The sequence below is a fragment of the Pseudomonas sp. LAMO17WK12:I1 genome, assembly GCF_900177315.1.
GTDB lineage: Bacteria > Pseudomonadota > Gammaproteobacteria > Pseudomonadales > Pseudomonadaceae > Aquipseudomonas > Aquipseudomonas marginalis.
In genome coordinates this window covers 138,831-163,637 of record NZ_FWZV01000002.1, presented here as the reverse complement: position 1 = coordinate 163,637, position 24,807 = coordinate 138,831, and the positions used below count along the sequence as shown (strand labels likewise).

The following is a 24,807-nucleotide window of genomic DNA, read 5'->3' as shown; positions in this document are numbered from 1 at the left end:
GGAGACATCATGCAGAGTCTGGGCGTTCTGGGGGTTGGCGAACTCACCGAAAAAGTCGTGCGCGGCCTGCGCCGCAGCGGCTTCGACGGCATCATCCTGCTGTCACCGCGCAACACAGAACGCGCCAAAGCACTCGCCCATGAATGCAATTGTGAGGTCATGCCGAGCAATCAAGCCTTGGTGGACAAGGCCGGCATACTGCTGCTCGGGGTACGGCCGGACAGCGTTGCGGAGCTGGCCGCCGAGATCACCGTCAAACCCGGCCAGCACCTGCTTTCCCTGGTCGCCGGGCTGCACTTGCACACGCTCCAGGCGACCTTTCCCATAACTGTCTGCGTGCGGGTAATGCTCTCCTACACCGCCCAGTTCAACCAATCGACCGTGGTCGTCTACCCGCCCGACGACACGGCCCAGCAATGCCTTGGCCCTCTGGGTTCGCTGGTGGTCGTAGACAACGAACCGGCTTTCGAGCTGGCCACCGTGGCAGCCTGCATGAATGGCTGGTTCTATTTCCTGCTCCATGACCTGCAACACTGGCTGGTGGACAAGGGCATGCCTGCCGGACAGGCGCGAACGCTGGTACTGGGAAATCTGGAAGATTGTCTGTTCAACGCCCGCGCCCATCCGGAGCGCAGCCTCAAGGCGCTGGGCCGGGCGATAGCCACACCGGGCACATTCACGGCGACCGGTCTGGATGTGCTCAATCACCAGCCAGGCAGCGCGACGTGGGGCGCGGCCTGCGAAGTCGTATTCGATGCCCTGCTCAATCGCTCACGGCCCCCATCGCCCTAAAACTCCGGGTCCACCCTGAGACTCTCGCCGAGTCGGCCAGTGTTGAAACGTTCCACTTCATGCCGGCGCTTGCGGAAGCTGTAGGGTGTCTCACCATACTGCTTGCGAAACCACAGAATGAAGTGCGAGGCGTCGGAGAAACCGCTGGCCAAGGCGATGGTGGTGACGTTTTGGCTGGTGTTGACGAGTAGGCGACGGGCGTGATCCAAACGCAGCTTGCGCCAGTAGTTGGCCGGTGGTTCCTGAGTATTGGCCACGAATTCGCGGTGCAGTTGCCGCGGGTGTGTGCCGACCGCTTCCGCAACCGCCTTGAGAGACAGTGACACATCCAGGTTGTCACGCATGAAGGCGATGGCCCGCTCCACCCTATCGTTCTGGTAGACACGATTGGTCTGCTGCTCATCTTCGGCCCGGTCCTCCACCAACAGGTATTCCAGGCCTTTCTGCGCCCGCACCTCACCGCAATGACGGCGGATCAGGCTGGCGGCCAGGTCGATGGCGGTGCCGCCAGGACAGGTGATGATGCCGCTGTCTTCCACGTAACTCTTGTCGATAACCGAGTTTGCCAGGGGAAACAACGTTTCGAACTCCTCGCGAATGGTGAAATGCACCGCGCACCGCCGGCCATCGAGCAGCTTGGCTTTACCCAGTACGAAGGAGGCCGAACACAGCGCGATAATCGGGATGTCGGCCGCATGCACGTCTCGCAGTGCATCGAGCAGCCAGTCGGGCGGGTTACGTGTCTCTCCCAGCAAACCTCCAGCGATCACGATGTAGTCGTACTGGGCGAAAAGATTCAATGGCCGGGTGGGCGAAATCGGCATGCCACAGCTGGCGTAGATCGGCTGGTCATTACAGGTCATCCAATCCCACTGACAGTACACTTGCTGACTGCGGAACGACTTATCGGCGGCAAACCGCAGGGAGTCCACCAGGCCTGCCACGGGTACCAGCGTGAACTGATTCATCAGCACGAAACCGACACGCAAGTCCGGTTTAACCTTGGCGGGCTGAATGTTCATGTTTCGCTCTCCAGTGCAGCTGGGGGATGTTCGGCAAGCTCATTATAAGACGGGCAAGGAGTCCGAAATATCATACAAAGACAGCTATATCATAGATTCAGGACAAGCCAGGCGCTGACCGACCCCGGTGTCCTATCAATTGTCATGCCCGTAATAGCGGACACCGGCTTACGCTGAGCATCATGCGGGAAAACCCAAGAATAAAGGATTCGGTCCGCATGAACCCCGTCACTAAAAGCAGCTACGTCAACGGCGCCTTCGTTCCCCTCGACAACAGCAGCGACCTGCTGGAAAACCGCAACCCGTCCAACCCGCAGGAAGTGATCGAGCGTTTTGTGCGCGCCGACCAGGCCCTGACCGAACAGGCCATCGCCGCCGCCCGCCGTGCTCAGCCACAGTGGGCGCGGAGCAACCCGCAGCTGCGCGCCGACGCGCTGGATTTTATCGGCAGCGAAATCCTCGCCCGCCGCGAAGAGCTGGCCACGCTGCTCGCCCGCGAGGAGGGCAAGGTCGTGCGCGAGGCGCTGGGGGAAGTGGACCGCGCCGGTCGCTCGTTCAAGTTCTACGCCCAGGAAGCGCTGCGAGCCTCGGGCGAGAAATACGAGTCTGTGCGCCAGGATGTGGGCATTGACGTCATCACCCAGCCGTTGGGCGTGATCGGCATCATCGCACCGTGGAACTTTCCGATTGCAATCCCTGCCTGGAAGATCGCCCCGGCGCTCTGCTTCGGTAACTGCGTGGTGTTCAAGCCCGCGGAGTTGGTGCCGTCCTCAGCTTGGGCGTTGTCCGAAATCATCTCCCGGGCCGGCCTGCCAGCGGGTGTGTTCAACCTGCTGGTCGGTCCGGGTCGCAGCGTCGGCGATACGCTGATTCGCTCGCCACAGATCGATGGCATCAGCTTCACCGGCTCCGAGCACACCGGCCGGCAGATCGCCTTGCTCGCGGCGCAAGGCATGAAGAAGGTGCAACTGGAAATGGGCGGCAAAAACCCGCTGATCGTCCTCGATGATGCCGACCTGGAACAGGCAGTTGAGGTGACGCTCAACGGTTCGTTCTACAGCACTGGCCAGCGCTGCACCGCCAGTTCACGGGTGATCGTCACCGCGGGTATTCATGATGCTTTCGTGACTCGGCTGGCCGAGCGGACTCGCGCCCTGACGGTCGGAGATGCACTGCAAGTCGCCACCGATATCGGCCCAGTGGTGGATGCGCGGCAATTGGAGCAGAACCTAGCATACGTAGCCAGCGGCCTTGAGCAAGGCGCAACGCTGGTGTGCGGTGGCGAGCGCGTGGAAAACCCGGCGGGCGCGCATTTGTTTACACCCGCACTGTTTATCGACGTACGCCCGGACATGCGCATTTACCGCGAGGAGATCTTCGGACCGGTGTTGAGTGTGCTGAAGGTACGCGATTACGAAGAGGCGTTCGCCGCTGCCGAGGACACCGTATTCGGTTTGTCTGCGGGCATCGTCACCACATCGCTGCGTCATGCCGAACACTTCAAGCGCAACAGTTCGGCGGGGATGGTGATGGTCAACCTGCCGACCGCCGGGGTCGACTACCATGTGCCGTTTGGTGGCAATGGTGCATCGAGCTTGGGGTCGCGTGAGCAAGGCACCCATGCGCGGCAGTTCTTTACCCGTGTCAAGACGACTTATCAGTTAGCTTGAGCGGCCTGACGCTGACGAGCCCGCCCGCAGAATTAAGCAGCGACGCGTACACTGTGTGGAGCGAGCTCGTGGCGTGACCGACTCGCCTACCTATGAGTAAGAAAAACATTGAAAGCTCAAGAAGCCAGCACCCGACACAAAGGTTACCGGCGGATCATTCCGTCGATGACTGCCCTCCTCCAGTTTGAATCCGTCGCCCGCCTGAAAAGCTTCACCCAAGCAGCCAAGGAGCTTGGGGTTACCCAGGCGGCCGTCAGCAAGCAGGTCAAGGTGCTCGAAGAAAACGTCGGGGCACAACTGTTTCACCGCTTGCACCGCAGCATCGAACTGACCAATGAGGGTCTGGCCCTGTTCGCGACCATTTCCGAGTCGCTGCAAAAAATCGCTACGGTATTCGACCAAATCAACCAGGAAGGTGGGCGGAGGGAAATCATCCTTGGCGTCACCTCTTCCTTCTCGCAGTTTCAACTGCTTCCTCGCCTGTCGCGTCTGCGCGATACGCTGCCGGACATCCAGCTTCGCCTTGTCACGCAGATGTTCACCGGTGACTTGCGCACCCAGGAAGCCGATCTTTACGTACGCTATGGCAACGGTCAGTGGGATGACGGCGAAGCGATCCTGTTATTCGACGAAGAAATCTTTCCCGTCTGCTCGCCTGGGTGGTTGGCCCGAAACCCCAGGCCCGAAACCCTCGAGGCATTGGCTGGTACGGGCCTGCTGGACTCCGACTCTACCACCGAAGGCTGGATGACCTGGAAAGGCTGGTTCAAGCAGTTGGGGCTGATGACACACAAGTTGCACTACACCCTGCGCTGTAACCTGCACGCCGATGTCGTCCATGCCGCACTCCACGGCCACGGCATCGGCCTTGGCTGGGGGCGTGCGGTGGAACACCTGATAGCCAGTGGCGAACTGGTTCGACTCGAGCCTTTTTTTGTTCGCCCCACCGATGCTTACTACGCGGTTATCCCGGATGGACGCAGCGCGACACCTGAAGCCTGGGCAGTGATCCGCTGGCTTCAGGACCGTGAACCCCTGTCAAAATAATCGAAAGCACACTCATAACTTGATGTAATGCGAGCCGTAAAAATAGGCGCATTGACGGTATTTTTAGCCACTCAGATAATCCTTGTACACGCATTGGTAATACTTAAAATAAAAATGCCTGAGGATTAATAATGAGCATTGCGCCGATTAAAACGCACCGTGAAGTGATCGAGTCTCGGGAACTTAGTTGTGGTCTTCCAGGCGAAGTTTTCAGTCGACAGGATATATTCGAAACTGACGTCGACATATTCTTCACCCAGCATTGGATATTGGTTGCTGTGACCGCAGACATTGCCGAGCCCGGCGATGTCTTCACCACCGATATCGGCCAATCGTCGATCATGGTGCTGCGCGATGATGATGAACAGATTCGCGCCTACCGCAACGTCTGCCGCCACCGCGGTGCGCGTCTCAAAGCACCTGGCAAGTCGACCGTAGGCATGCTGGTTTGCCCCTACCACCAGTGGACCTACGACCTGGACGGTAGCCTCAAACACGCGGCGCATATGGGCAAGGGCTTCGATCCAAAATGCCGCAGCCTGATCCCGGTGCACTGCAAAGTGATCGGTGCGCATGTATTTGTGTGCCTGAGCGAGAACGCGCCAGCAGATATTGCCATCCAGGAAGAGGTCATGGGCGCACGTTTTGCACCGTATGAGTTGACCAAAACGCGCATCGCCTACGAGCTTGACTATATCGAGAACGGTAATTGGAAACTGGTGATGGAAAACAACCGCGAGTGTTATCACTGTGCGGGTACCCACCCGGAGTTGATCGTGTCTTATCAGGCCGAAGACCTCGGCGTCAGTTTCGAAGAAATGAGCGAAGAGGCGCGCGCCTCCTATGATGCCTATCAGATCCGCAAAGCCGGGATTGAAGCCAGCTGGGAAAGTGAAGGCCACCTCTATACCCCCGTGGAGTACCTGGACGGCGATAGCGCTACCCAGTTCCGTACCCAGCGCATGATCATCGCCGGCAGCGGCGAATCCCAGACCCTCGACACCAAGGTCGCTTGCACTAAGCTGCTGGGCAACCTCACCCGTCGCGATCTCGGCGACACGCACCTGTGGGGCAACAATGGCTGGGCCCACGTGATGAGCGACCACGCGATGATCAGTTGGATCATCCCGCTGGCGCCGGATCGAACCTTGGTGCGCACCAAGTGGCTGGTGCACCAAGATGCGGTGGAAGGTGTCGATTACGACCTCCAACGCCTCACCGAAGTTTGGGTTGCCACCACCCAGCAGGATGCCAACCTGGTTGCAATTACCCATAGCGGCACTCAAGATCCAGCTTATATCCCCGGCCCCTATTCCGAGTTTACCGAGCCGTACGTTGACCAATTCGTCCGCTGGTACGACGCCCGCCTTGCAGTGCATGGAATTTAACGGTGATGAGCATACTCGAGAACATCGCCAGCCTGCGCGCTGACCAGCGCTTCGTCGATGCCGATCACTGGGCCGCCCACGGCGCCCAGTGGGCCAGCGGCGAGAGTAAACGCATTGAATGCCTGAGCGTGGTGGCCGAGACCCACGACGTGAAGACGTTCGTGTTCCATTCCCCAGATTACCCTGCTCTAGCCTACGAACCCGGCCAGTTCCTGACCGTGTCCCCCGTCATTGAGGGCCAGAGCATATCGCGCTGCTACACGCTGTCCTCCACACCGACCCGCCCGTTCACCTTCTCGATCACCGTCAAGCGAGTACCGGGTGGCGCGGTTTCCAATTGGTTACACGATAATCTCAAGGCGGGTGATGCACTGGCGGCCTCCGGCCCAGCGGGAATATTTACCCCGGTGGCGGGGCCGGCGCGCAAGCTGCTGTACCTTTCCGCCGGTTCGGGCATCACCCCGCTGATGGCGATGACCCGTGCCGCGGCCGACCTGCATGCAGACCTGGACATTGTCTTCGTGCACAGCGCGCGCACACCCAAAGACATCATCTTCCGAGATGAGCTGGCCCGCCTCGAACGCTCCATGCCGCGCCTGCGCACCCTGTTCTTCTGTGAGGGCCTGGGCGACGAACCGGACTGGGCCGGCCCGATCGGGCGCTTGTCGATCAACGAACTTCAGCAGCGAATCCCCGACTTCATGGAGCGCGCCGTCTTCACCTGCGGCCCCAAAGGCTACATGGATGCGGCCAAGGCATTGCTGGGCAGTGCCGGTTTCAACATGGCGAGTTATCACCAGGAGAGCTTCGATATAAACGCCGACGTCGTCGTTGAACCGACGCCGATCACTGCACCCGGTCAGGCGCTGGATACCTTCACCGTGCGCCTGGCCCGCTCGGGCAAGGAATTCACCATGACCGCCGACCAGACCGTGCTATCGGCGGCGAAAAAGGCTGGTGCGGTGGTGCCCTCTTCCTGCAGCCAGGGCGTATGTGGCACGTGCAAGACCGCCGTGCTCGAAGGCAGCGTGGAGATGAAACACAACGGCGGCATCCGCCAGCGCGAGATAGACAAGGGTCTGCGCTTGCTGTGCTGCAGTCGCCCGACTTCAAATCTGGTTATCGATCTATGAGAGGGCGCCTTCGGGCGCCTTTTTTCGATACCTACCTTCCGGCATCCCAAGAATAAAAAGGTAATAGCCGATGCGTGCAAAAATTGGCCCGTTGAAGGGCCTGAATCCGGTGGTGACCATCGGATCGCTGTTTATCGTCACCGCTTTTGTGGTGCTTTGTGCTTCCTACGGCGACCAGGCCGCCGGGGTGTTCAAAACCGCCTCCGACGCCATTCTGAACAACTTGAAATGGTTCTACATTGCCCTGGTCAGCGGCGTGCTCGGATTACTGATGTTCATCGCTTTCAGCCAACACGGCACCTTGAAACTCGGGCGCCCCGACGAAAAGCCCGAGTTCAGCTTCGCAGCGTGGATCTCTATGCTGTTCAGCGCTGGCATGGGCGTGGGCCTAATTTTCTGGTCAGTAGCCGAACCCGTACTGCACTACGCCAACAATCCATTTTCCCCGGGCCTGAGCGATCAGGCAGCCTCGATGGCGATGCGCATTACCCTGTTCCACTGGGGTCTGCATCCTTGGGCGATCTTTACCATCATCGGTTTGGGACTGGCGTATTTTGCCTACCGCGAAGGCCTGCCACTGGCGCTGCGTTCGGTGCTCTACCCGCTGATCGGCAAGCGTATCTACGGGCCTATCGGCCACACCGTCGACATCATCGGCGCCGCCGTGACCGCCTTTGGTGTATCGCAGTCGCTGGGGATGGGCGTGGAGCAGATCAATACCGGCCTAAACCACGTGTTTGGCGTGCCGATCAGTCTGTCATTCAAGCTGGGGATCATCGCCGTGGTCACAGTAATTGCCTCGATTTCATTGGTGGCCGGTGTATCCCGTGGCATGAAGCGCTTATCGACGCTCAACATGTTCATTTCCCTGGGGCTGATGCTGGTGGTGCTGGCCCTGGGCCCGACCCACTACATCATGAACCTGCTGTTCGAATCGACAGGCGACTACCTGCAAAATATCATTGGCCTGAGCCTTTGGACCGACACCCAGGGCGACAGCGGCTGGCAAAATTCCTGGACGGCCTTTTACCTGCCTTGGTGGATGACCTGGGGGCCGTTTGTAGGCCTGTTCATTGCACGTATTTCCCGTGGCCGGACCATCCGCGAATTGGTGGTCGGCGCACTGCTGGTACCGACGCTGGTCACCATTTTGTGGATGGCGGTATTTGGAGGCACCGCACTGAAGGATGAACAAACGAACCGTCACGCGTACAACAGCCTGCCGGTAGCTGAGCAGGCTGTTGCCGGTCCGTTTGCGGGCGGCCCGATTCTGGAAGCCACCCGCAAAGAAACCACAACGGCGATGTTCACTCTGCTGGAACGCTTGAATGGCCAGGTTCTGGGAGGCATTCTCAGCGTAATCGTCTGCCTGCTGCTGGCGGTGCATTTTGTGACCGCCGCCGATGCCGGCACCCAAGTGCTGTGCATGCTCAACTCGATGGGCAGCATTCACCCGCCAAACTGGCTGAGGGTGCTGTGGTGTGTGCTGGAGGGTGCGATTGCCGCCAGCCTGATCATCGCCGGCGGCCTGGTGGCGATTCAGATGGCCAGTATCGTGATCGGCTTGCCTATTGCCATCTACATGGTGCTGGCGAGCTGGGGTCTGCTGCGCGCTTTGCGGACGAATGCAGAGCTTGCAACCATTACGGTTCCCGCCGAGCTGTCAACGCAGCAATCACAGCTCACCGAAATTAGCTGACGCACGCCAATCGCAGCGCCCCCTTAACAGGATTTTGAGGGCTCAAGCGCTACCAGAATGACATTTGCTTTCGCTGCGTTAGTACATTTTCACTCGCGGGCATTCGGAGTTAACTGTGTTTTTCTAGAGAACGTCAACACAGTTAACACCCATGCTGCCCCCTGCGTCGCCACCCGCAGCGTTCCAAACATCCCAGGTAAGCATCGGATCTACGACTCGAATAACTAGGATTTCGACCACATGATCCGTTCACAGAAGGCCTCACCATCGACGAACAACCAAGGGCCGGCGTAAAAATACATCGCCCTTCTCATTGGCAACGCCGTAGCGAATAGGAGCCCCCCAAGCACCACCAGCAACGCGCCTACCACCAAGGTGGTCTCCAGCGCTTCACCAAACCACACCACGCCCAGCACTGAAGCGAACACCAGCAGGGAATAGTTGAACGTAAATCGCATGCGTCTCGGCCAATCCTAAATAGCGTAGCGCCAATCCGGAAGACAACGATCTCGAAAATACCTAATAGCGAGCGGAACAGCTGCTGCCAGGGATGGGCGGTTTTCAACGCACTGCCAACGCCGCCTCGTATCCGCACAAAACATAACGCGAACAGCAGGAACACCCAGTATCGCACCATCACTAACTGCAACACTGGCAGATCTTTGACGAGTGTTTTGATGATGCCGTCCTGGGCCGCGAAGATAAACATCGATAGCAAGCAAAGTATGATGCCAAAACGCGTTCCCTTCACTCGTCTTGGTTCGATCATTGGCTCTACCACTGTACTCGTGTTGATCACCACCAGATGGCAACATTAATACCACACGTTCCTGAACATCCGTACCCTGCTCTCCTCCATGAGTTTTTATACTCACCGCTCGAGATGCCCGCCCCTGAGCAGTATCTTGATCAGATTGAGAATTATCGGCAGTACGGATGCCCGATGCATCGAAGCGCGTTAGATACCATGCACAACCTTTGTTGTGGGCCGGGCACTTAAAGAAGGCCTGAACGTGTGCTCAGTGAGGTAGGTGCCAAAAGCATTTCCCTCGACGATGTTCATGATGTATTCGATGGCCTCAGCAAAATCCTCGATAGTCTCATCCACGCCTTTGTCCAGGAACAGAGTAAACATGGTCAAACCGAAAAAAACACATTGATCGGCGATGAACTTCAACTCAGCGTCGGACTTGTTGCGTGGATGTTACTTGAGACCTATGGGCAGGCATTGTGAGTCGGTCACCGGTTGTCTCAAAATCCGACTGCCTGCTCTTCCTCCATAACTAGAAGTCTATCCTACCGAGCGGCCCACATGATAAACCGCTCCTCCAAATCTTCACCGTGATCAACCCAAAAGCCCATATCCATAGGTAGTGCCTGAGCCAAGTTCTGCGGCGCCGTATTGAGCTGGGAAACCAAGCCTGGTGAGAGCAAGGTGTTAGTTTTTAGGTTGGTCGAGCCGTAACCTAATTGTTCTGTATGGATTTTTTGTTGCTCGGGTCGAAGCGAGAAGGCCATGAATTCTTCGGCTAGACGCTTATTGGGGCTCCCCTTAGGAATAGCCCAAGAGTCGATCGCGTACAGACTGCCATTCCATACCAACTTCATCGCCGCGCCTTCCTGTTGAGCAGCGAATACTCTACCGTTGTATGCAGTGCTCATGACCACGTCGCCGCTCGCCAGAAACTGCATGGGCTGGGCTCCGGACTCCCACCACTGGATTGAAGACTTGATCTGATCCAGTTTGCGGAATGCCCGCTCCACTCCCTCTGGAGTTCTCAGCACTTTGTAAAGCTGGTCAGGAGCTACACCATCGGCGAGGAGAGCTATTTCCATAGTGTACTTGGCTCCCTTACGCAGGGCGCGTTTGCCGGGATATTTCTGAGTGTCCCAGAAATCTGCCCAACCACTGGGGGCGACTGTAAGACGATTGCTGTCGTAAGTCATAACCATCGACCAAGCTAACACCCCGGCACCACACTCGGTAAGGGTGCCAGGCACATAGTTGACGGCATCGCTAAACACCGCTGGGTCGATTTTCTCGAACATGCCTTCTTCACAGCCGCGCATCAGCTCTGAACCTTCGATCTGCACCACGTCCCAAGCCACGCTGTGGGTGTCAACCATGGCCTTGATCATGCCCATTTCACCATTCCACTCGCCGATAACCAGCTGTTTTTTTGCGGACTGCTCGAACGGTTTGAAGAATGCCTTGCTCTGGACAGCCTTGCTCGCGCCGCCGAAGGAGACAACAGTGAGATCAGCGGCCACTGAGTTGAAGGCCAGGCCCATAAGCAGGGTGGCGAATACTAAACGCTTCATGTTCACCTCTTGGTGTTGTTATCAGTGATGTATGAAAGGGTTGGGAGTCAGTCAGATGCGATAGCCATCATCGGTATTCATGATTGGACACGAAGCGGCTGGCTAAGCAGCTAGTTGACTAGCTTCCAATGCCGGGCATCGTATTGCGTACTGACAAATCGTCAGATCCAGATGCGCCCCGCCAGCATTCTTGAGCTGGATGTCATCCAGCCGATGCGTTAGCGCGTTCGATTGGAAGATCTTTAAAAGGCCGGGCAGGATGAAGTGTTCCAAACTTCATCTCAGTCCAATACACCGTTTGAATTGAGTGTTATTGAAAGCATTGCGGGCGGCCGATGATACGCCTGCCGGCTTGGGTGGAGTTGCCAAAACCGGAGAGGCTGGAGCTGATACCGTTGTTTCTTGAGATAATGGGATAATCGCAAATGTTGCGTTTATTCTGGATGCTTCGCTACAACAAGGCCGCCAGATAAGACGGCCAAGGCAGTTTTCAGGAGAATGTCTTGTGTGGGTCTATGACAAATTTCTTCGGCACGCCGGCATCGAACTCGCCGTAACCCTTCGGTGCGTCATCCAGACTGATGACCTGCACACCGACTATTTCAGCAATGTTAATGCGGTCCCACATGATCGCCTGCATCAGTGCGCGGTTGTACTTCATCACCGGCGTCTGGCCCGTATGAAAGCTGTGGGATTTGGCCCAACCCAGACCAAAACGGATGCTGAGTGCACCGACTTTCGCCGCTGCGTCGACCGCACCCGGGTCTTCAGTGACGTAAAGACCGGGAATACCGATCTTGCCGGCAACCCGTACCACGCCCATCAAAGAATTGAGCACGGTAGCCGGGGCTTCGTGCTTGGCGCCTTCATGGCCATGCCCACGGGCTTCGAAGCCAACGGCATCGACCGCGCAGTCCACTTCCGGTTCGCCAAGCAGGCTGACGATCTGCTCGTGCAGCGGCGTGTCCAGGGAAAGGTCCGCGATCTCGAAACCCTGGGCCTTGGCGTGGGCCAGACGTGCAGGGTTCAAGTCACCCACAATCACCACTGCCGCACCGAGCAGGCGCGCAGAGGCCGCGGCAGCCAGACCGACCGGACCAGCACCCGCGATATAAACGGTACTGCCTGGACCCACACCGGCCGTCACGGCACCGTGATAACCGGTCGGTAAAATATCCGAGAGGCACGTCAGGTCACGGATTTTCTCCATGGCTTTGTCTCGGTCCGGCAGCTTCAGAAGGTTGAAGTCGGCATACGGCACCAGCACGTATTCAGCCTGGCCGCCGGTCCAGTCACCCATATCGACGTAACCGTAGGCACCGCCGGCGCGCGCCGGATTGACGGTCAGGCACACACCGGTGTGCATTTCCTTGCAGGAACGGCAACGGCCGCAGGCGACGTTGAACGGCACCGAGACCAGATCGCCGGTCTGCAGGTGCTCGACGTCTTTGCCCCTCTCGATGACAACACCGGTAATCTCATGCCCCAGCACCAGGCCAACCTGGGCGGTGGTACGGCCGCGGACCATGTGCTGGTCGGAGCCACAAATATTGGTAGCGACCACCTTCAAGATCACCCCGTGCTCGATCTTTCTGCCACGCGGGTCCTGCATCTTGGGATAGTCGATGTTCTGCACCTCAACCTTGCCGGCGCCCTGATAAACCACACCTCTGTTATATGCACTCATGTTTGTCTACTCCTGTGACAGCTACGTGTTTAATCCTGCAGAAAACTGCTCTCGAACGGATAGCGGGTCAGCACCTCACAGCCGCTCTCAGTCACCAGCAACTGATTCTCCAGCTTGATGCCATCGCGACCGCCCACTTCGCCTATGTAGGCCTCGACGCAGAGCGCCATACCCGGTTGCAGCACGCCCTCATAGCCATACGAATCGACATCTTCCGGGTAGCGGATGCACGGATACTCGTCGCACAGCCCCACACCGTGGAACATCACGCCGTATCGCTGGGCGCGACAGGACTCAGGCAGCCGGTGGCCGAGGGCCGTCAGCTCGGTGAAGCCAATGCCAGGGCGAACCAGACCGGCGTTGAAGCTGATGTGCTCGTGGGCAATGCGGTACAGGCGCTTCTGTTCAGCGCTGGGTTCTCGACCCCCACAAATCCAGCTACGCGACATATCCACGCACATGCCGTAAACGCCGATCAGGTCGGTGTCGAACGACAACAGGTCGCCGTCGCTGAGCACCCGCGGGCCGGACTCTTGATACCAGGGATTGGTGCGTGGGCCGGAGCTCAAAATGCGCGTTTCGATCCACTCGCCTCCGCGACGAATATTGCCAGTATGAAGTGCCGCCCAGACATCGTTCTCGGTAGCGCCGCTGCGCATCGCCAGGCGCATTTCGGCGATTGACGCCTCACAGGAAGCCACCGCGCAGCGCATGGACTTGATCTCGTCCGGGCCTTTGATCACTCGCGCAAGCTCGGTGATTTCCTGGCCGCTCTGGACCTCCACACCCAGGGCGTCCAGCGCGCGCAGGCCGGCGATTTCGATACGGTCCACGGCCAACCTGCGGTTGCCGCCGCCATGGGTTCGCAGCAAATCATCTATTTGTGCGGCGAAGCGTGCAGCGTGTTGCCCAGTGCGGTCTCCGGTTTCAAAGTAAAAGAACGAAGCGCCGCTTCTCAGCTCGCTGACCAAAGGCAGGTGCGCCGAAAGATGGTCGCAACCATGGAAGTCCCACAGCACCACATACCCACTGGCCGCTACAAAACAGGCACGGGCCGGGTTATGAGTAGTCCATACCTGCATGTTGGTGGTGTCGGTGGCGTAGCGAATGTTCAGGGGATCAAACAGCAGGATGCCAGCGACGTCACGGGCAACCAACTGCGCCTTGATACGCTGCAGACGGTATTCGCGCATCGTAGATAGCTGGGGGGCTTCGAGACCAAGCCGGGACCATTCTGCGAAGGCCAGTGGTGTCGGGCCGATTTCGGTGCGGTCGTTGTCATCCAGTGAGCCGTCGGCCTTGAGCGCGCGGCGGCGGGCAGGGTCGATTCGGCGGGTGTCGGCGGCGATGGAGAGTGGAGAACTCTTCATGATAGTCCGGTCATCCTGACGTCTTTTAGGATAGGTGTGGAACAGGCTCCTGCCGGGAAATCAGTAGCAGCCCGTTCTGTAAGCGGTGAGGATCAGTTACTCGCCTGGGTAGCTGCTGCACGCGCAGCCTTGACCCACCCATCAAACTGTTCCTGATGCGCAGCGATCCACTCTTTTGCATGCCGTTGGATATCCGCCATGGATTTCTCGCCTTGCTGCATTTTCAGGTTCTGCGCACTTTCATCTGCCGCAGGAATACTGACCAGCGACAGATACTTCACCGCTGCCGGGTTCTTCTCGGCAAATTTACGGTTGATGAGCGCCTGGACCTTGTCCACCGCAAAGCCCAGATTTTTGCCTTGGTATATGGTGTTAACCGTGTTGTCGCCGCCCGGCAAATCGGTCTTGGGCACCTCCAGCCAAACAACGTCACGCCCGTCAACCAGTACACCCGCAACCCATTGCGGCGACCAGGTGTAATAGAACACCGGCTTGCCTTCCTTGAACCGGGTAATCGTGTCGGCCATCAATGCGAAGTACGAACCCTGATTAACGTGAATCGACTTCTGCAAGTCGTAGGCTTTCATCTGGTACTCAATCACCAGCTCACAGCCCCAGCCAGGATTACAGCCGGTCATGTCGGCCTTGCCGTCGCCGTCGGTGTCAAACAGCTTGGCGATCTCCGGCTTTTTCAGGTCGGTGATGTACTTGATGTTGTATTTATCGGCGGTCTTCTTGTCTATCACGTAGCCCTGCAAAACACCCGGCAAAATGTCGCCGACCTTCAGCATATTTTCGTCGCCACCGGCCTTTTTGTAGAAACTGGCGTGCAGCTTGTCCCAGAAATTCACAGTGAAATCGGCATCGCCGAAACCGACCGCCAGGACCATCGTGGCGTACTCGGTTTCCTTCGGTGTTTGCACCTTGTAACCCAGCTCACGCAAACCAGCCAAAGCGATTTCGCCACGGAAGCGCTCTTCATCGACAGAAGGAAACGCCGGGGTGATCTTCACACCCTCCCCTGGCTTGTCCGCCGAAGCGCTTGCGCTAAGGCAGACAACACTGAGCGCAAGTGCCGAGGCGCACTGCAGGAATCGACGAGTGAATTTTGAGTCGTGCATCTTCGCGTACCTTTTATGGTTTTTGTCTGGATTGCGGTAGATAGAATGGAGAGTCTTACGCAGTCTCGCGCCGCACTTTAGGTTGGCCGATACCCATCAAGCGCATCAGTACGCCCACGGGGCCGGTGTTAAACCAGCGCCGACTCGGGTCGGAGGCCCTCGCGCCCATGGCCTGGGTCAGGCGATCCAGAAAGATCGCGAGCAATACCAGCCCGACACCGCCAACGGTGGCGAGCCCCATGTCGAGTCGGCCAATGCCGCGCAAGACCATTTGACCCAGCCCACCGACGGAAATCATCGAGGCGATCACCACCATCGACAGTGACAGCATCAGGGTCTGGTTGAGCCCGGCCATGATGGTCGAGCTGGCCAGCGGCAACTGGACGCGGGTCAGCATTTGCCGTGGCGTGCAGCCGAAGGCGCGGGCCGCTTCGATTTTGTCTTCAGGCACCTGGCGGATGCCCAGGTTGGTCAAGCGTACCAGCGGCGGCAGAGCAAATACGATGGTCACCAACACACCCGGCACGTTGCCGATACCGAACAACATCACCACCGGTACCAGATATACGAACGCGGGCAATGTTTGCATCGCGTCTAGCAGCGGCCTGATGACCCTCTCCAGACCGTCGCTACGCGCACAGGCGATGCCCAGCGGGATGCCGATCAGGGCGCAGAAAAACACCGAAGTGAGGACCAAAGCCAGGGTAGTCATGGATTCCGACCAGACACCGATCAAGCCCAACAGCGTCAGCGTCACAAAGCACAGCAATGCCATGCGCTTACCCGCGAGTTGCCAGCCCAACAGTGACGACAGAAGGATGCCAATGGTCGGAGGGATGCTCTGCAAGGTGAACTCGATGCCATTCAGCACCTGGTCAATCGGCCAGCGGATGGCCCGGAAAACATCACGGAAATTATGAACCATGTAGTTCAGAACACTTTCCACCCAGACGCCCAAAGGGATCGTGGCGGACTGGAAGGGATCGAGAAAACTGAAATCAGACATCGTGGCTTGCCTCTCTTGTCAGGTCGCTCAGTGGTGGCTCTGCACGTGGCTCAGCGTTTTTTGGCAGACACCGCAGACCGCAGCCGGATCCACCGCAGGAACGTCATCGCTGTTGAGCAACCGCGAAACATCGAAGCCTTTGAAAAACGCACGCACGTAGTCGTTGGCGGGGTGGTTGATCAACTCCAGCGGCGTGCCGATCTGGACGATGCGCCCGCCCTCCATGATCGCGATGCGATGGCCGATACGGGCGGCTTCTTCGATGTCATGGGAGATGAAAATGATGGTGCGTTGCTGCTCGGCCTGCAGGCGGATCAGCTCACCCTGCATTTCGTGACGGATCAATGGGTCGAGGGCGGAGAACGCTTCATCCATCAGCAGGATCGTTGGGTCGTTCGCCAGCGCACGGGCCAGGCCAACACGCTGCTGCATGCCACCTGAAAGCTGATGGGGGTAGCTGTATTCCTGGCCGGCGAGGCCAACCTGGGCCAGGGCTTCGCGGGCCCGTACATGCCGTTCGTCTTCACTGACACCGGAAACTTCCAGGCCAAACGCAGTGTTTTCAAGCACGCTCATGTGCGGCATCAGCGCAAAGGACTGGAAGACCATGCTCATCTCTTTGCGGCGTACATCGAGCAGTGCCTTGTCGCTCAACCCGGTGATTTCCCGGCCGTTGAGAAAAATGCTGCCAGAGGTGGGCTCGATCAAGCGATTGAACAATCGAACCATGGTCGATTTGCCGGAACCCGAGAGGCCCATGATCACGAAGATCTCGCCACGCTTTACGGAAAAACTGGCATCGAACACACCGACCACATGGCCGGTCTTTTTGAAAATCTCGTCCTTATCAGCGCCGTTGTTCAACATCTTCATGGCCATGTCCGAGTTGGGACCAAAAACCTTGTAGATGCTCTTCACGCAGAGAATGTCATCGGTATGGTTCATACGACCCTCTTTTTTATATTTTTAACCGAACGAGCTGAACTCTATCCCGGTCGATTCGCGCTGAATTGTATGAGAGGGTCAATTTGTATTATCCCGGCACCGAAATAATCCGCCTCGTGGCGCTGCACCCAATGACCGGTCCTTTCTGTTATATGCACCTCGCCGACGCCAGTGCAAAAGTAACGACAGTCCCACCGCCGTAATCCTTGAACCTAACAAGCTTCTGAAGGAAACACTTATGAGCCAAGTCTTGACTGTCGTTCGCAACGCCGCTGCTTCGCCTCTGGGCGAAACCGCGCCGGCGCGCCTCCCGATCGGCGAGCCGATTGCCCTCGCCGCCACCGGCCAGGCCCAGAATGATGACGCCGTTGGCGCGAGTATTGGTGTGTGGGAAAGCAGCCCAGGGGTGTTCCGCCGGCACCTCAAGAACCGCGAGTTCAGCCACATCGTCAGCGGCTGGTGCACTTTCACCCCAGACGGCGGCGAACCGGTTGAACTGCGCGCTGGAGATGCGGTGCTGTTCCCCGAGAACTGTGAAGGCGTGTGGGACATCCGCGAAGCGCTGCGCAAGACTTACGTGCTGTTCTAAGGAGCGGGTGATGATTGAACGTATCAACATCGGCCCACGCGCCAGCCAACTGGTGCTGGTGGACGGCCGAATCGAAACCAGCGGCATCGTTGCCCTGGCGCCTCAGCAAGCGATTGCCGAGCAGACCCGCTGTGTACTGCAACAGTTGGAGCAGTGGCTGGCCCAGGTCGGCGCGGGCAAGGCAAACCTGACCCGCATGCAGATCTGGCTGGCCGACATGAGCGAGTTCGACGCGATGAACGAAGTGTATGACGCCTGGGTGGGCGACCAGCCGCCGGTACGCGCCTGTGTCGGGGCCGCGCTCGCTACGCCGCAGTACCGCATCGAGATCCAGGCGTTCGGCCAGCTCTGACGGCCCCTGTGCAGTCCTCAAGCTGTCGCGGGCCCATCTGCCCCGGCAGCTTTTTTAATTATGTGATCGCACGTCAGCGTCCTTCTATCAATTGTCCCCTGTGTCATAGCGACCGATTAGCGCCGCTGCGCACCATACGCTCACAAAACAACAAGCTCGAAGGCACCCCTTATGTACCGTGGACTCTGGTATGCCCAGGCGCTGGACCTGGACAGCGATCTGGCCCCTGCCCTGCAGGAATCGATTCAAGCCGATGTGTGCATTGTCGGCGGTGGCTACCTGGGTTTGTGGTCAGCCATTCGCTTGAAACAGGCCAACCCGGAAAAGAATATCGTCATCGTCGAACGCGATCGCTGTGGGGCCGGCGCCAGCGGCCGCAACGGCGGTATCGCGACGAACTGGTGGGGCAAGTACCTTTCGTTGCGGACCATTTGCGGTGATGTCGAGGCGCGGCGTATTTGCGAAGCGGCGGAGTCGGCGATCAACGAGATCGGCAGTTTCTGTGAGGAGCACGGCATCGACGCGCAGTACCGCAAGGACGGCTGGCTGTGGACGGCCACCAACCAACGCCAGATGAATTCCTGGCGGGTGCTGACTGAAGGCTTGCAGAACCTGGGCGTCAACCCGTTCCAGGACCTGGACCGGCAGACCATTCAAAGTCGAGTTGGCTCGCCCCTGGTGCTGGGCGGTATCTACGACCCCAACGCCGCCACCGTACAGCCGGCGATGCTCGCCCGAGGCCTTCGCCGTGTCGCGCTGAAACTGGGTGTAAAGATTTACGAGAAAACCCCGCTCACCCGCCTGGAACAAGGCGCCAACCCAGTGGTACACACCGAGCGTGGCACCGTGCGGGCCGACCGCGTGGTACTGGCGATGAACGCCTGGGGCGCGCGCTTCCCTGAGCTGCGCCGGATGATCGCAATCATGTCCAGCGACATGGTGGCCACCGCGCCGATAAAGGCCAAGCTGGATGCCATTGGCTTCAGCGGCGGCGAATGCATGACGGATTCACGCACCGTGCTCAACTACTGGCGCAACACCCCGGACGGCCGCGTCGTCTTTGGCAAGCCGTTGGGTCAGTTCGCCTACGCCGGGCGCATCGGCAAACTCTACGAGAAACCTTCGCCAGCGGCCGACAAGGTAGCCGCCGAGCTGCGTCGCCTGTACCCACAACTGTCCGACGTGCCGATCGTCAGCAGTTGGACTGGCCCGATTGACCGGGCGATGAAAGGTTTACCGAACTTCGGCTACCTCGACCACCACCAGAATATCGCCTACGGCATCGGTTTCTCCGGCAATGGCGTGGCCACCACCGTATTCGCCAGCCGCATCATCAAGTCGCTGGTCGAACACGCCAATGACGAATGGGCCAACTGCGGCCTGGTCAACCAGAGCATGAAGCTCTTGCCACCCGAGCCGTTTCGCTTCTTTGGCGCACATATGGTGCGTGATGCGCTAGTGCGCAAGGAATCTCTGGAGGATCACGACCAGGACGCCGGCTTCGTCACTCGCCAACTGGTCGCCATGGCCCCAGCCGGCTACGTGCCAGCACAGAAGAAATAAGGATGTGATCATGACTGAACATATCGTCTTCCTCGACGACGAGGGCCTGGCGGCCTCCACGCACCTGAAGCGCCCGGATTGCGAGCACAGTTGGCAGCAATTTGCTTACACCCGCCCAGAACAGGTCATTGAGCATCTCAAGGACGCAACCGTTGCGCTGACTTGCAGCGTACCGCTGCGCGAAGAACACCTGCGGCATTTGCCGAAGCTGAAGATGATTTCGCTGGCCCTTACTGGGCGAGACATTGTAGATGTCGATTACTGCGACGCACATGGTATCGAGGTATCCAGCGTACCTGGGTACGCAGCCAACACCGTGGCTGAACACAGCTTGGCGATGATTCTAGAGTTGTTCCGCCGCCCAGCCGCGTTCACCCGGCTGATGCGCCAGGTGAGCGCCGGCGAGGCGCCCTACCAGAATATTTACTTCAACCATCGCATCCGCGATGTGCGCGACAAACAACTGGCGATCATTGGCAGCGGGCCGATCGCCATGCGCCTGGCGCACGTGGCGCGAGCCTTTGGTATGCAGGTGCTGTTCGAGGACCGGGGTGGCAAGCGCCCTGGCCCAGACTGTCGCCCGCTGACTGAATTGCTGAAGAGCTGTGATGTGTTGTCCATCAACTGCCCATTGACGCCAGAGACCCATAACCTCATTGCGGCCAAAGAATTGGCATTGATGAAGACAGACGCAGTGGTGGTGAATACCGGCCGGGGTGGAGTCATCAACGAAGCTGCGTTGATCGATGCATTGCATAACGGCAGATTGGGCGGCGTGGCACTGGACGTGGTCGAGCATGAGCCGTTGCACCCCAGCAATCCTCTTTTCACGTTAATTGATCGAGATGATTTTCTGTTAAATCCGCACATTGCCTGGAGCAGTGAAGACGCCATGCAGGAACTGATGGACAGTGCGGTGGACAACATCAGTGATTTTATCTCTCGGCAGGGGGCAGCTAAAAGAGCCTCAAGGGCTTGAATCCAACAGTGACGCTGTTGCGCTCAGCGTCAGCAAGCTCGAAGAAATCTAGCGCTTATTGATTTGAGGTTGTTATGGATGACCTCAAATCAATCGTCGTCCGAAAGGACCGACCGTCTCGCACCGTTCGATCTGGGCAAAGAAGGCGGCTGTCTGCTCCTACGGCTGATTCGATGGAAAGGTCTCTTCCTACAGCCGCTGTTGCGCAGCAAGCCGGACGTTTGCGCTTCCAATCTCTACACCTTTGCGACGATGAATAGGAATCCATTGGTTGCACAATGGCGATGTGCTTCCGCAAGTACCCCAACAGCTCGACTTGGCTCAGTAAAAACGCGTGAAGCTCCGGATGATTGTTGGCAACTGCCAACTCCGCCGTTGGAGATGAAGCCCTGGAACTCCCAGCGCCGCGCTTCACTATCAAAACTCCAACCGCTTCCAATTCGACTACCGCTCCGCCTCGCTGGAGGTGATAGCTATCGCCAAACGCCGTGACCGCCTGTCGAAGACCAAGTGCGCCATGAACGATGGCTTCGACGATGGGTGTTCAGCGACGCGAATAACAAGCATAGGCAAGAAGTTGTGATGGACGCTGCGCCTGCCCGTTAGCTGCAAGCTTGCTGGCGCTCTCCGAGCCTAACATCATACTGATATCAACAGAACAGAACACTTGCATGAGTTTTTCAAAGGGAAGCTCGAGTCGCTGAGCGGCAAGACCTCAGAGGCAGTCTCGAGGGTACCAGGGACAAAACGGTTGATGACTCCAAACGCCTAGTTGGAGGTGTAAGCGATGCATATTCAGCCACCCGGGAAAAAGTGGGTGACCTCGCCCGCTAGCAGCAACATTGTCGCGGCCAGCAAAGAGCAGTTCTCTTGACTTTCGGATGAAGCCAAGGAGAAATAAGTAGGAACGGCGTGTTGGCTGCGTGAATTACCCGTTTAAAAGGCTAGAACTGGTGCGCACTTAAATTTAAGTGCACACCACGTCTTAGCTTTGCGGGGTTGGGTAGATGACTTGGCCGGACGTATACATTAAGGGTTCGGTTCTGCGAACTTACAAATCAGTTAATTTCCGCCGCATGATTTTTCCGCTACTTGTCTTTGGAAGATCATCCACGAACTGAACTGCACGTGGTATTTTATACGCAGCAAGACGAGATCGGCAAAACTCAACAAGCTCCTCCGCGCTGAGTTCAGCTCCCTTACGCCTTACAACGTAAGCTTTTGCTAATTCTCCTTTTAGATCATCATTAATGCCCCCGACAGCTACCATAGATACATCTGGATGCTCGGCGATTACTCGCTCAAGTTCGGCCGGGTAAATATTGAATCCAGCCGTGATGATCATGTCTTTCAGACGATCTAAGATGTAGACAAAGTTATCTTCATCCATCCGAGCCAGATCGCCAGTGCGCAACCACCCATCATCCCACAGCGTCTCTAAGGTAGCTTCTTGCTTACCCAAGTATCCTTTCATAACAATCGCGCCCTTGACTTGTAACTCACCAATTTCTCCTACTGGCAGGACGCAGCTTGGATCATCAGTGCTGGTTATCCGAATGCTTAAATGTGGCAAAGAGGTGCCGATGGAACCCAAACGACTGGCGCCATACAGCGAATGCGTACAACCCAATCCACCGATCTCAGTCATACCCCAAACCTCAAGCAATTGGCAGTCAAATATTTCTTCAACTTTTCGCATCTTTGCTACTGGCATGACCTGCCCACCGACGGTGCAGCGAGTCAGTGATGAGAGGTCAAAATTGCGGATGTCAGGATGGTCAAGTAAATATGCGTACATTGTTGGAACACCGTCAAAAATTGTTGCCCGGTTAACCTCGATACTGGAGAGCACTTGCGTAGCATCGAAGCTTTTATGGAGCACTAATGTCATGCCATATGCAATGGCTGTGTTCATAACAATGTTTCCATAAACATGAGATAGCGGTAGTGCACTAACAACGACATCAGACGCCGTGCGCATATGCATTGTTGCCGTCATCGCAGTGTTCAACAGAATGGCCTCATGACTCAACACAGCACCTTTTGGATGGCCAGTTGTACCTGAAGTGTAAGCAATAGTGGAAATGCTCAGCCCGCTCACCTCAGCGTCTATAGAGAAATTACTAACGTCGACAGCCGACTCGAGCAGTTCTGAAAATCTGACGATCTCACTGTCGGTGGATATACCAAAAGACACTCTGAACAGAAGTTCAGTTTGAGGTAGGAAATCCATTAAGTTTTCCAATCTATCCGACGCGCCTATCACACCTATAGCGTTGCAATCGCTGATGGCGAACGCAGCTTCAGAAGCGGTCAGCATTAGGTTAAGTGGGTTCACTATTGCTCCAGCTTTCATGATACCGTAGTAGCTGATGATCCACTCAGGACAGTTAGGAGAGTAGAGAGAGACGACGTCTCCAAATCGCACACCCATGTACTTTAGCTGTAAGGCTAGCCGAGTTGACATGCGATCAATATCATTGAAAGACCAAGTCTTTGAATCAAAAACTAAGGCGGTTTTATCCCCAAATATCTTGGCCGAATTTGTAACCATCGCACCGACAGAGGTTTGCATATTATCACCTCGTCTCAAGCGTGTGATTTTCGAAGTACGGTTTGCATGTTGCTATACTCAGCCAAACCATGCAGTGAGTTTTCGATGCCCAGCCCCGAACTCTTATGACCACCAAATGCGATAGCAGGAGAAAACTGATGCGCGTGATTGATCCACACCGTACCGGCTTCAATTCGGCGAGCGACATGCTCCGCCAGGACCAAATCCTTACCCCAAATGGATGCGGCCAAACCAAACTCAGTATCGTTGGCACGTGCGATGACTTCATCGATGTCTTTATATTTAAGAAGTGGAAGCACAGGCCCGAACGCCTCTTCCACTACGCAACGAGAGTCATCAGGCGGATTGTCGATGATGGTAACGGGAATGAAGTATCCCGGAGCGTTATCCACGTCCCCACCCAGTAGAAAATTAAGCCCACGATCTCTGCACTCTTGGAGAAGGTCGTTGACCTTGTCGAACTGCATCTTATTCTGCAAAGGTCCCAGTTCGATGGAAGGGTCCTCACCGTTACCCATCTTCACTGTTTTGGCATAAGCTACAAGCTCCCGGGCGACGTCGTCGTAGATATCCTCATGAATGTAAAGGCGCTTGCAAGCTACGCAAAACTGAGCACTGTTCGAGAAACATGCCCAAAATAGATCTTTAACAATTACCTTGGGATTAACATCGCGCAAAACAATGGCAGGGTCATTCCCACCAAGCTCCAAAGTAAGCCGCTTCAGATTCACGGAAGCGCCTTGCATGACACGCTTGCCGGTGGAGGTCGAACCTGTAAAGGAAATTTTGCCAATGCCCGGATGCACCGTCATCCATTGCCCCAGCTCATTGCAACCAGATAGGATGTTCAATACGCCTGGTGGGAGAATCTTGTTGGCGAGTTCCCCAATTCTAAGTGTACATAGAGGGGTAAATGGTGATGGTTTAAGCACCATGGTATTTCCGGCCAAGAGAGCCGGAGCAATTTTCCATATGGCCAAAAGTACTGGGAAATTCCAAGGTGTGATGCCGCCAACTACCCCAATTGGGGTGTAACGGGTGACGACTTGAGATCGGCGACTAACCACACTCCTTTGGCATAGAGATCGGTTGCGTTTCCCCCAGCCATTGCTGCACCCTTCGCGTTAAGATCACCAAGCTCTTTAATCTGTTTCTCCATATTGTCAGAACGCTACCACGGATGCGCTTTTTGACTCGGACATGAAGGCGATGCCAATCATCTGAGATGGCTCGAGTGTATGCAACAGCATATGGCATGGAGAATATTACGCATCAGGCTACCTGTCGATAGAGCTGACGACAGACAACCTTCCTCCTTTCGCACATCCTGTGCGCGGAACTAAACGAGGCAACACCGACATCGTTGGTGATGCCTCGTTTGCGGGTCGAACATGTTCCCTGACGAAGTAAATCTCAGTTCAGTCAAGCTCAGCCAAAGGACGTCGAATTAGCTGACTAAGTTCAGGTATTTCATCAGCCTGCGCGCCTTCGGCAGAGGCCGGTGCCGATTATGTACGGAGCAACGCAAAAACTGGCCACACTGAACA

Annotated in this window: 20 protein-coding genes and 1 pseudogene; 10 read left to right on the top strand and 11 right to left on the bottom strand. The window is 56.9% G+C overall.

Going from position 1 to position 24,807, the window contains the following annotated elements:
• Window positions 1-9: 9 nt before the first annotated feature.
• A complete protein-coding gene (locus tag B9N88_RS03395) occupies window positions 10-792 on the top strand; it encodes an NAD(P)-binding domain-containing protein (protein WP_027603303.1) in 783 nt (260 codons plus the stop codon).
• On the opposite strand, the gene B9N88_RS03390 is transcribed toward B9N88_RS03395, so the two are convergent.
• Window positions 789-1,814, bottom strand: coding sequence for a GlxA family transcriptional regulator (locus B9N88_RS03390; protein ID WP_043293225.1), 1,026 nt, complete (start codon window positions 1,812-1,814; stop codon window positions 789-791). The two genes, B9N88_RS03395 and B9N88_RS03390, sit on opposite strands and share 4 nt — an antisense overlap.
• A 218-nt stretch (window positions 1,815-2,032) precedes the next feature.
• Between B9N88_RS03390 and B9N88_RS03385 the strand changes: the two genes are divergently transcribed.
• The 5 genes from B9N88_RS03385 (at window position 2,033) to B9N88_RS03365 (ending at window position 8,751) form a co-directional block, all read left to right on the top strand.
• Window positions 2,033-3,484, top strand: coding sequence for an aldehyde dehydrogenase family protein (locus tag B9N88_RS03385; RefSeq protein ID WP_027603302.1), 1,452 nt, complete (start codon window positions 2,033-2,035; stop codon window positions 3,482-3,484).
• Between the two features lie 108 nt (window positions 3,485-3,592).
• A complete protein-coding gene (locus B9N88_RS03380; protein ID WP_027603301.1) occupies window positions 3,593-4,531 on the top strand; it encodes a LysR substrate-binding domain-containing protein in 939 nt (312 codons plus the stop codon).
• Window positions 4,532-4,662: 131 nt separating this feature from the next.
• Entirely contained in the window at window positions 4,663-5,919 is a 1,257-nt protein-coding gene (locus B9N88_RS03375) for an aromatic ring-hydroxylating oxygenase subunit alpha (protein WP_027603300.1), read from the top strand.
• A gap of 5 nt (window positions 5,920-5,924) precedes the next feature.
• Window positions 5,925-7,052, top strand: coding sequence for an FAD-binding oxidoreductase (locus B9N88_RS03370; protein ID WP_027603299.1), 1,128 nt, complete (start codon window positions 5,925-5,927; stop codon window positions 7,050-7,052).
• Window positions 7,053-7,122: 70 nt separating this feature from the next.
• On the top strand, window positions 7,123-8,751 hold the full coding sequence (locus tag B9N88_RS03365; RefSeq protein WP_027603298.1) for a BCCT family transporter: 1,629 nt from the start codon (window positions 7,123-7,125) through the stop codon (window positions 8,749-8,751).
• A gap of 224 nt (window positions 8,752-8,975) precedes the next feature.
• On the opposite strand, the gene B9N88_RS32555 is transcribed toward B9N88_RS03365, so the two are convergent.
• From B9N88_RS32555 to B9N88_RS03325, 8 genes and pseudogenes are all read right to left on the bottom strand, one after another.
• Window positions 8,976-9,209: a hypothetical protein gene (locus tag B9N88_RS32555; protein WP_027603297.1), complete on the bottom strand. Its 234-nt coding sequence runs from the start codon at window positions 9,207-9,209 to the stop codon at window positions 8,976-8,978.
• A 500-nt stretch (window positions 9,210-9,709) separates the two neighbouring features.
• Window positions 9,710-9,943 (bottom strand): annotated as a pseudogene (locus B9N88_RS32225) (hypothetical protein); the annotation flags it as partial.
• 104 nt (window positions 9,944-10,047) lie between these two features.
• Window positions 10,048-11,073: an ABC transporter substrate-binding protein gene (locus tag B9N88_RS03350; RefSeq protein ID WP_027603295.1), complete on the bottom strand. Its 1,026-nt coding sequence runs from the start codon at window positions 11,071-11,073 to the stop codon at window positions 10,048-10,050.
• Window positions 11,074-11,563: 490 nt separating this feature from the next.
• Entirely contained in the window at window positions 11,564-12,760 is a 1,197-nt protein-coding gene (fdhA, locus tag B9N88_RS03345) for a formaldehyde dehydrogenase, glutathione-independent (protein WP_027603294.1), read from the bottom strand.
• Window positions 12,761-12,789: 29 nt separating this feature from the next.
• The gene (dddP, locus tag B9N88_RS03340; RefSeq protein WP_043293223.1) at window positions 12,790-14,130 is read right to left on the bottom strand and encodes a dimethylsulfonioproprionate lyase DddP; all 1,341 of its coding nucleotides are present in this window, start codon (window positions 14,128-14,130) and stop codon (window positions 12,790-12,792) included.
• Window positions 14,131-14,222: 92 nt separating this feature from the next.
• Window positions 14,223-15,251, bottom strand: coding sequence for a glycine betaine/L-proline ABC transporter substrate-binding protein ProX (proX, locus tag B9N88_RS03335; protein ID WP_027603292.1), 1,029 nt, complete (start codon window positions 15,249-15,251; stop codon window positions 14,223-14,225).
• A 55-nt stretch (window positions 15,252-15,306) separates the two neighbouring features.
• On the bottom strand, window positions 15,307-16,257 hold the full coding sequence (gene proW, locus B9N88_RS03330) for a glycine betaine/L-proline ABC transporter permease ProW (protein ID WP_027603291.1): 951 nt from the start codon (window positions 16,255-16,257) through the stop codon (window positions 15,307-15,309).
• A gap of 27 nt (window positions 16,258-16,284) precedes the next feature.
• Window positions 16,285-17,202, bottom strand: coding sequence for a quaternary amine ABC transporter ATP-binding protein (locus tag B9N88_RS03325; RefSeq protein ID WP_081744352.1), 918 nt, complete (start codon window positions 17,200-17,202; stop codon window positions 16,285-16,287).
• Between the two features lie 238 nt (window positions 17,203-17,440).
• Here B9N88_RS03325 and B9N88_RS03320 point away from each other — a divergent pair, with 238 nt between their 5' ends.
• From B9N88_RS03320 to B9N88_RS03305, 4 genes are all read left to right on the top strand, one after another.
• A complete protein-coding gene (locus B9N88_RS03320; protein ID WP_027603290.1) occupies window positions 17,441-17,791 on the top strand; it encodes a cupin domain-containing protein in 351 nt (116 codons plus the stop codon).
• A gap of 10 nt (window positions 17,792-17,801) precedes the next feature.
• Window positions 17,802-18,143 (top strand): RidA family protein, encoded by a 342-nt coding sequence (locus tag B9N88_RS03315; RefSeq protein WP_027603289.1) that lies wholly within the window; start codon window positions 17,802-17,804, stop codon window positions 18,141-18,143.
• 171 nt (window positions 18,144-18,314) lie between these two features.
• The gene (locus B9N88_RS03310) at window positions 18,315-19,706 is read left to right on the top strand and encodes an NAD(P)/FAD-dependent oxidoreductase (RefSeq protein ID WP_027603288.1); all 1,392 of its coding nucleotides are present in this window, start codon (window positions 18,315-18,317) and stop codon (window positions 19,704-19,706) included.
• Window positions 19,707-19,716: 10 nt separating this feature from the next.
• Window positions 19,717-20,685 (top strand): NAD(P)-dependent oxidoreductase, encoded by a 969-nt coding sequence (locus tag B9N88_RS03305; RefSeq protein ID WP_027603287.1) that lies wholly within the window; start codon window positions 19,717-19,719, stop codon window positions 20,683-20,685.
• 1,051 nt (window positions 20,686-21,736) lie between these two features.
• On the opposite strand, the gene B9N88_RS03300 is transcribed toward B9N88_RS03305, so the two are convergent.
• Both B9N88_RS03300 and B9N88_RS03295 read right to left on the bottom strand, forming a co-directional pair.
• Window positions 21,737-23,260 (bottom strand): class I adenylate-forming enzyme family protein, encoded by a 1,524-nt coding sequence (locus B9N88_RS03300; RefSeq protein ID WP_027603286.1) that lies wholly within the window; start codon window positions 23,258-23,260, stop codon window positions 21,737-21,739.
• Between the two features lie 14 nt (window positions 23,261-23,274).
• Complete coding sequence (locus tag B9N88_RS03295) at window positions 23,275-24,327, bottom strand: aldehyde dehydrogenase family protein (protein ID WP_081744351.1); 1,053 nt, start codon at window positions 24,325-24,327, stop codon at window positions 23,275-23,277.
• Window positions 24,328-24,807: the final 480 nt, after the last annotated feature.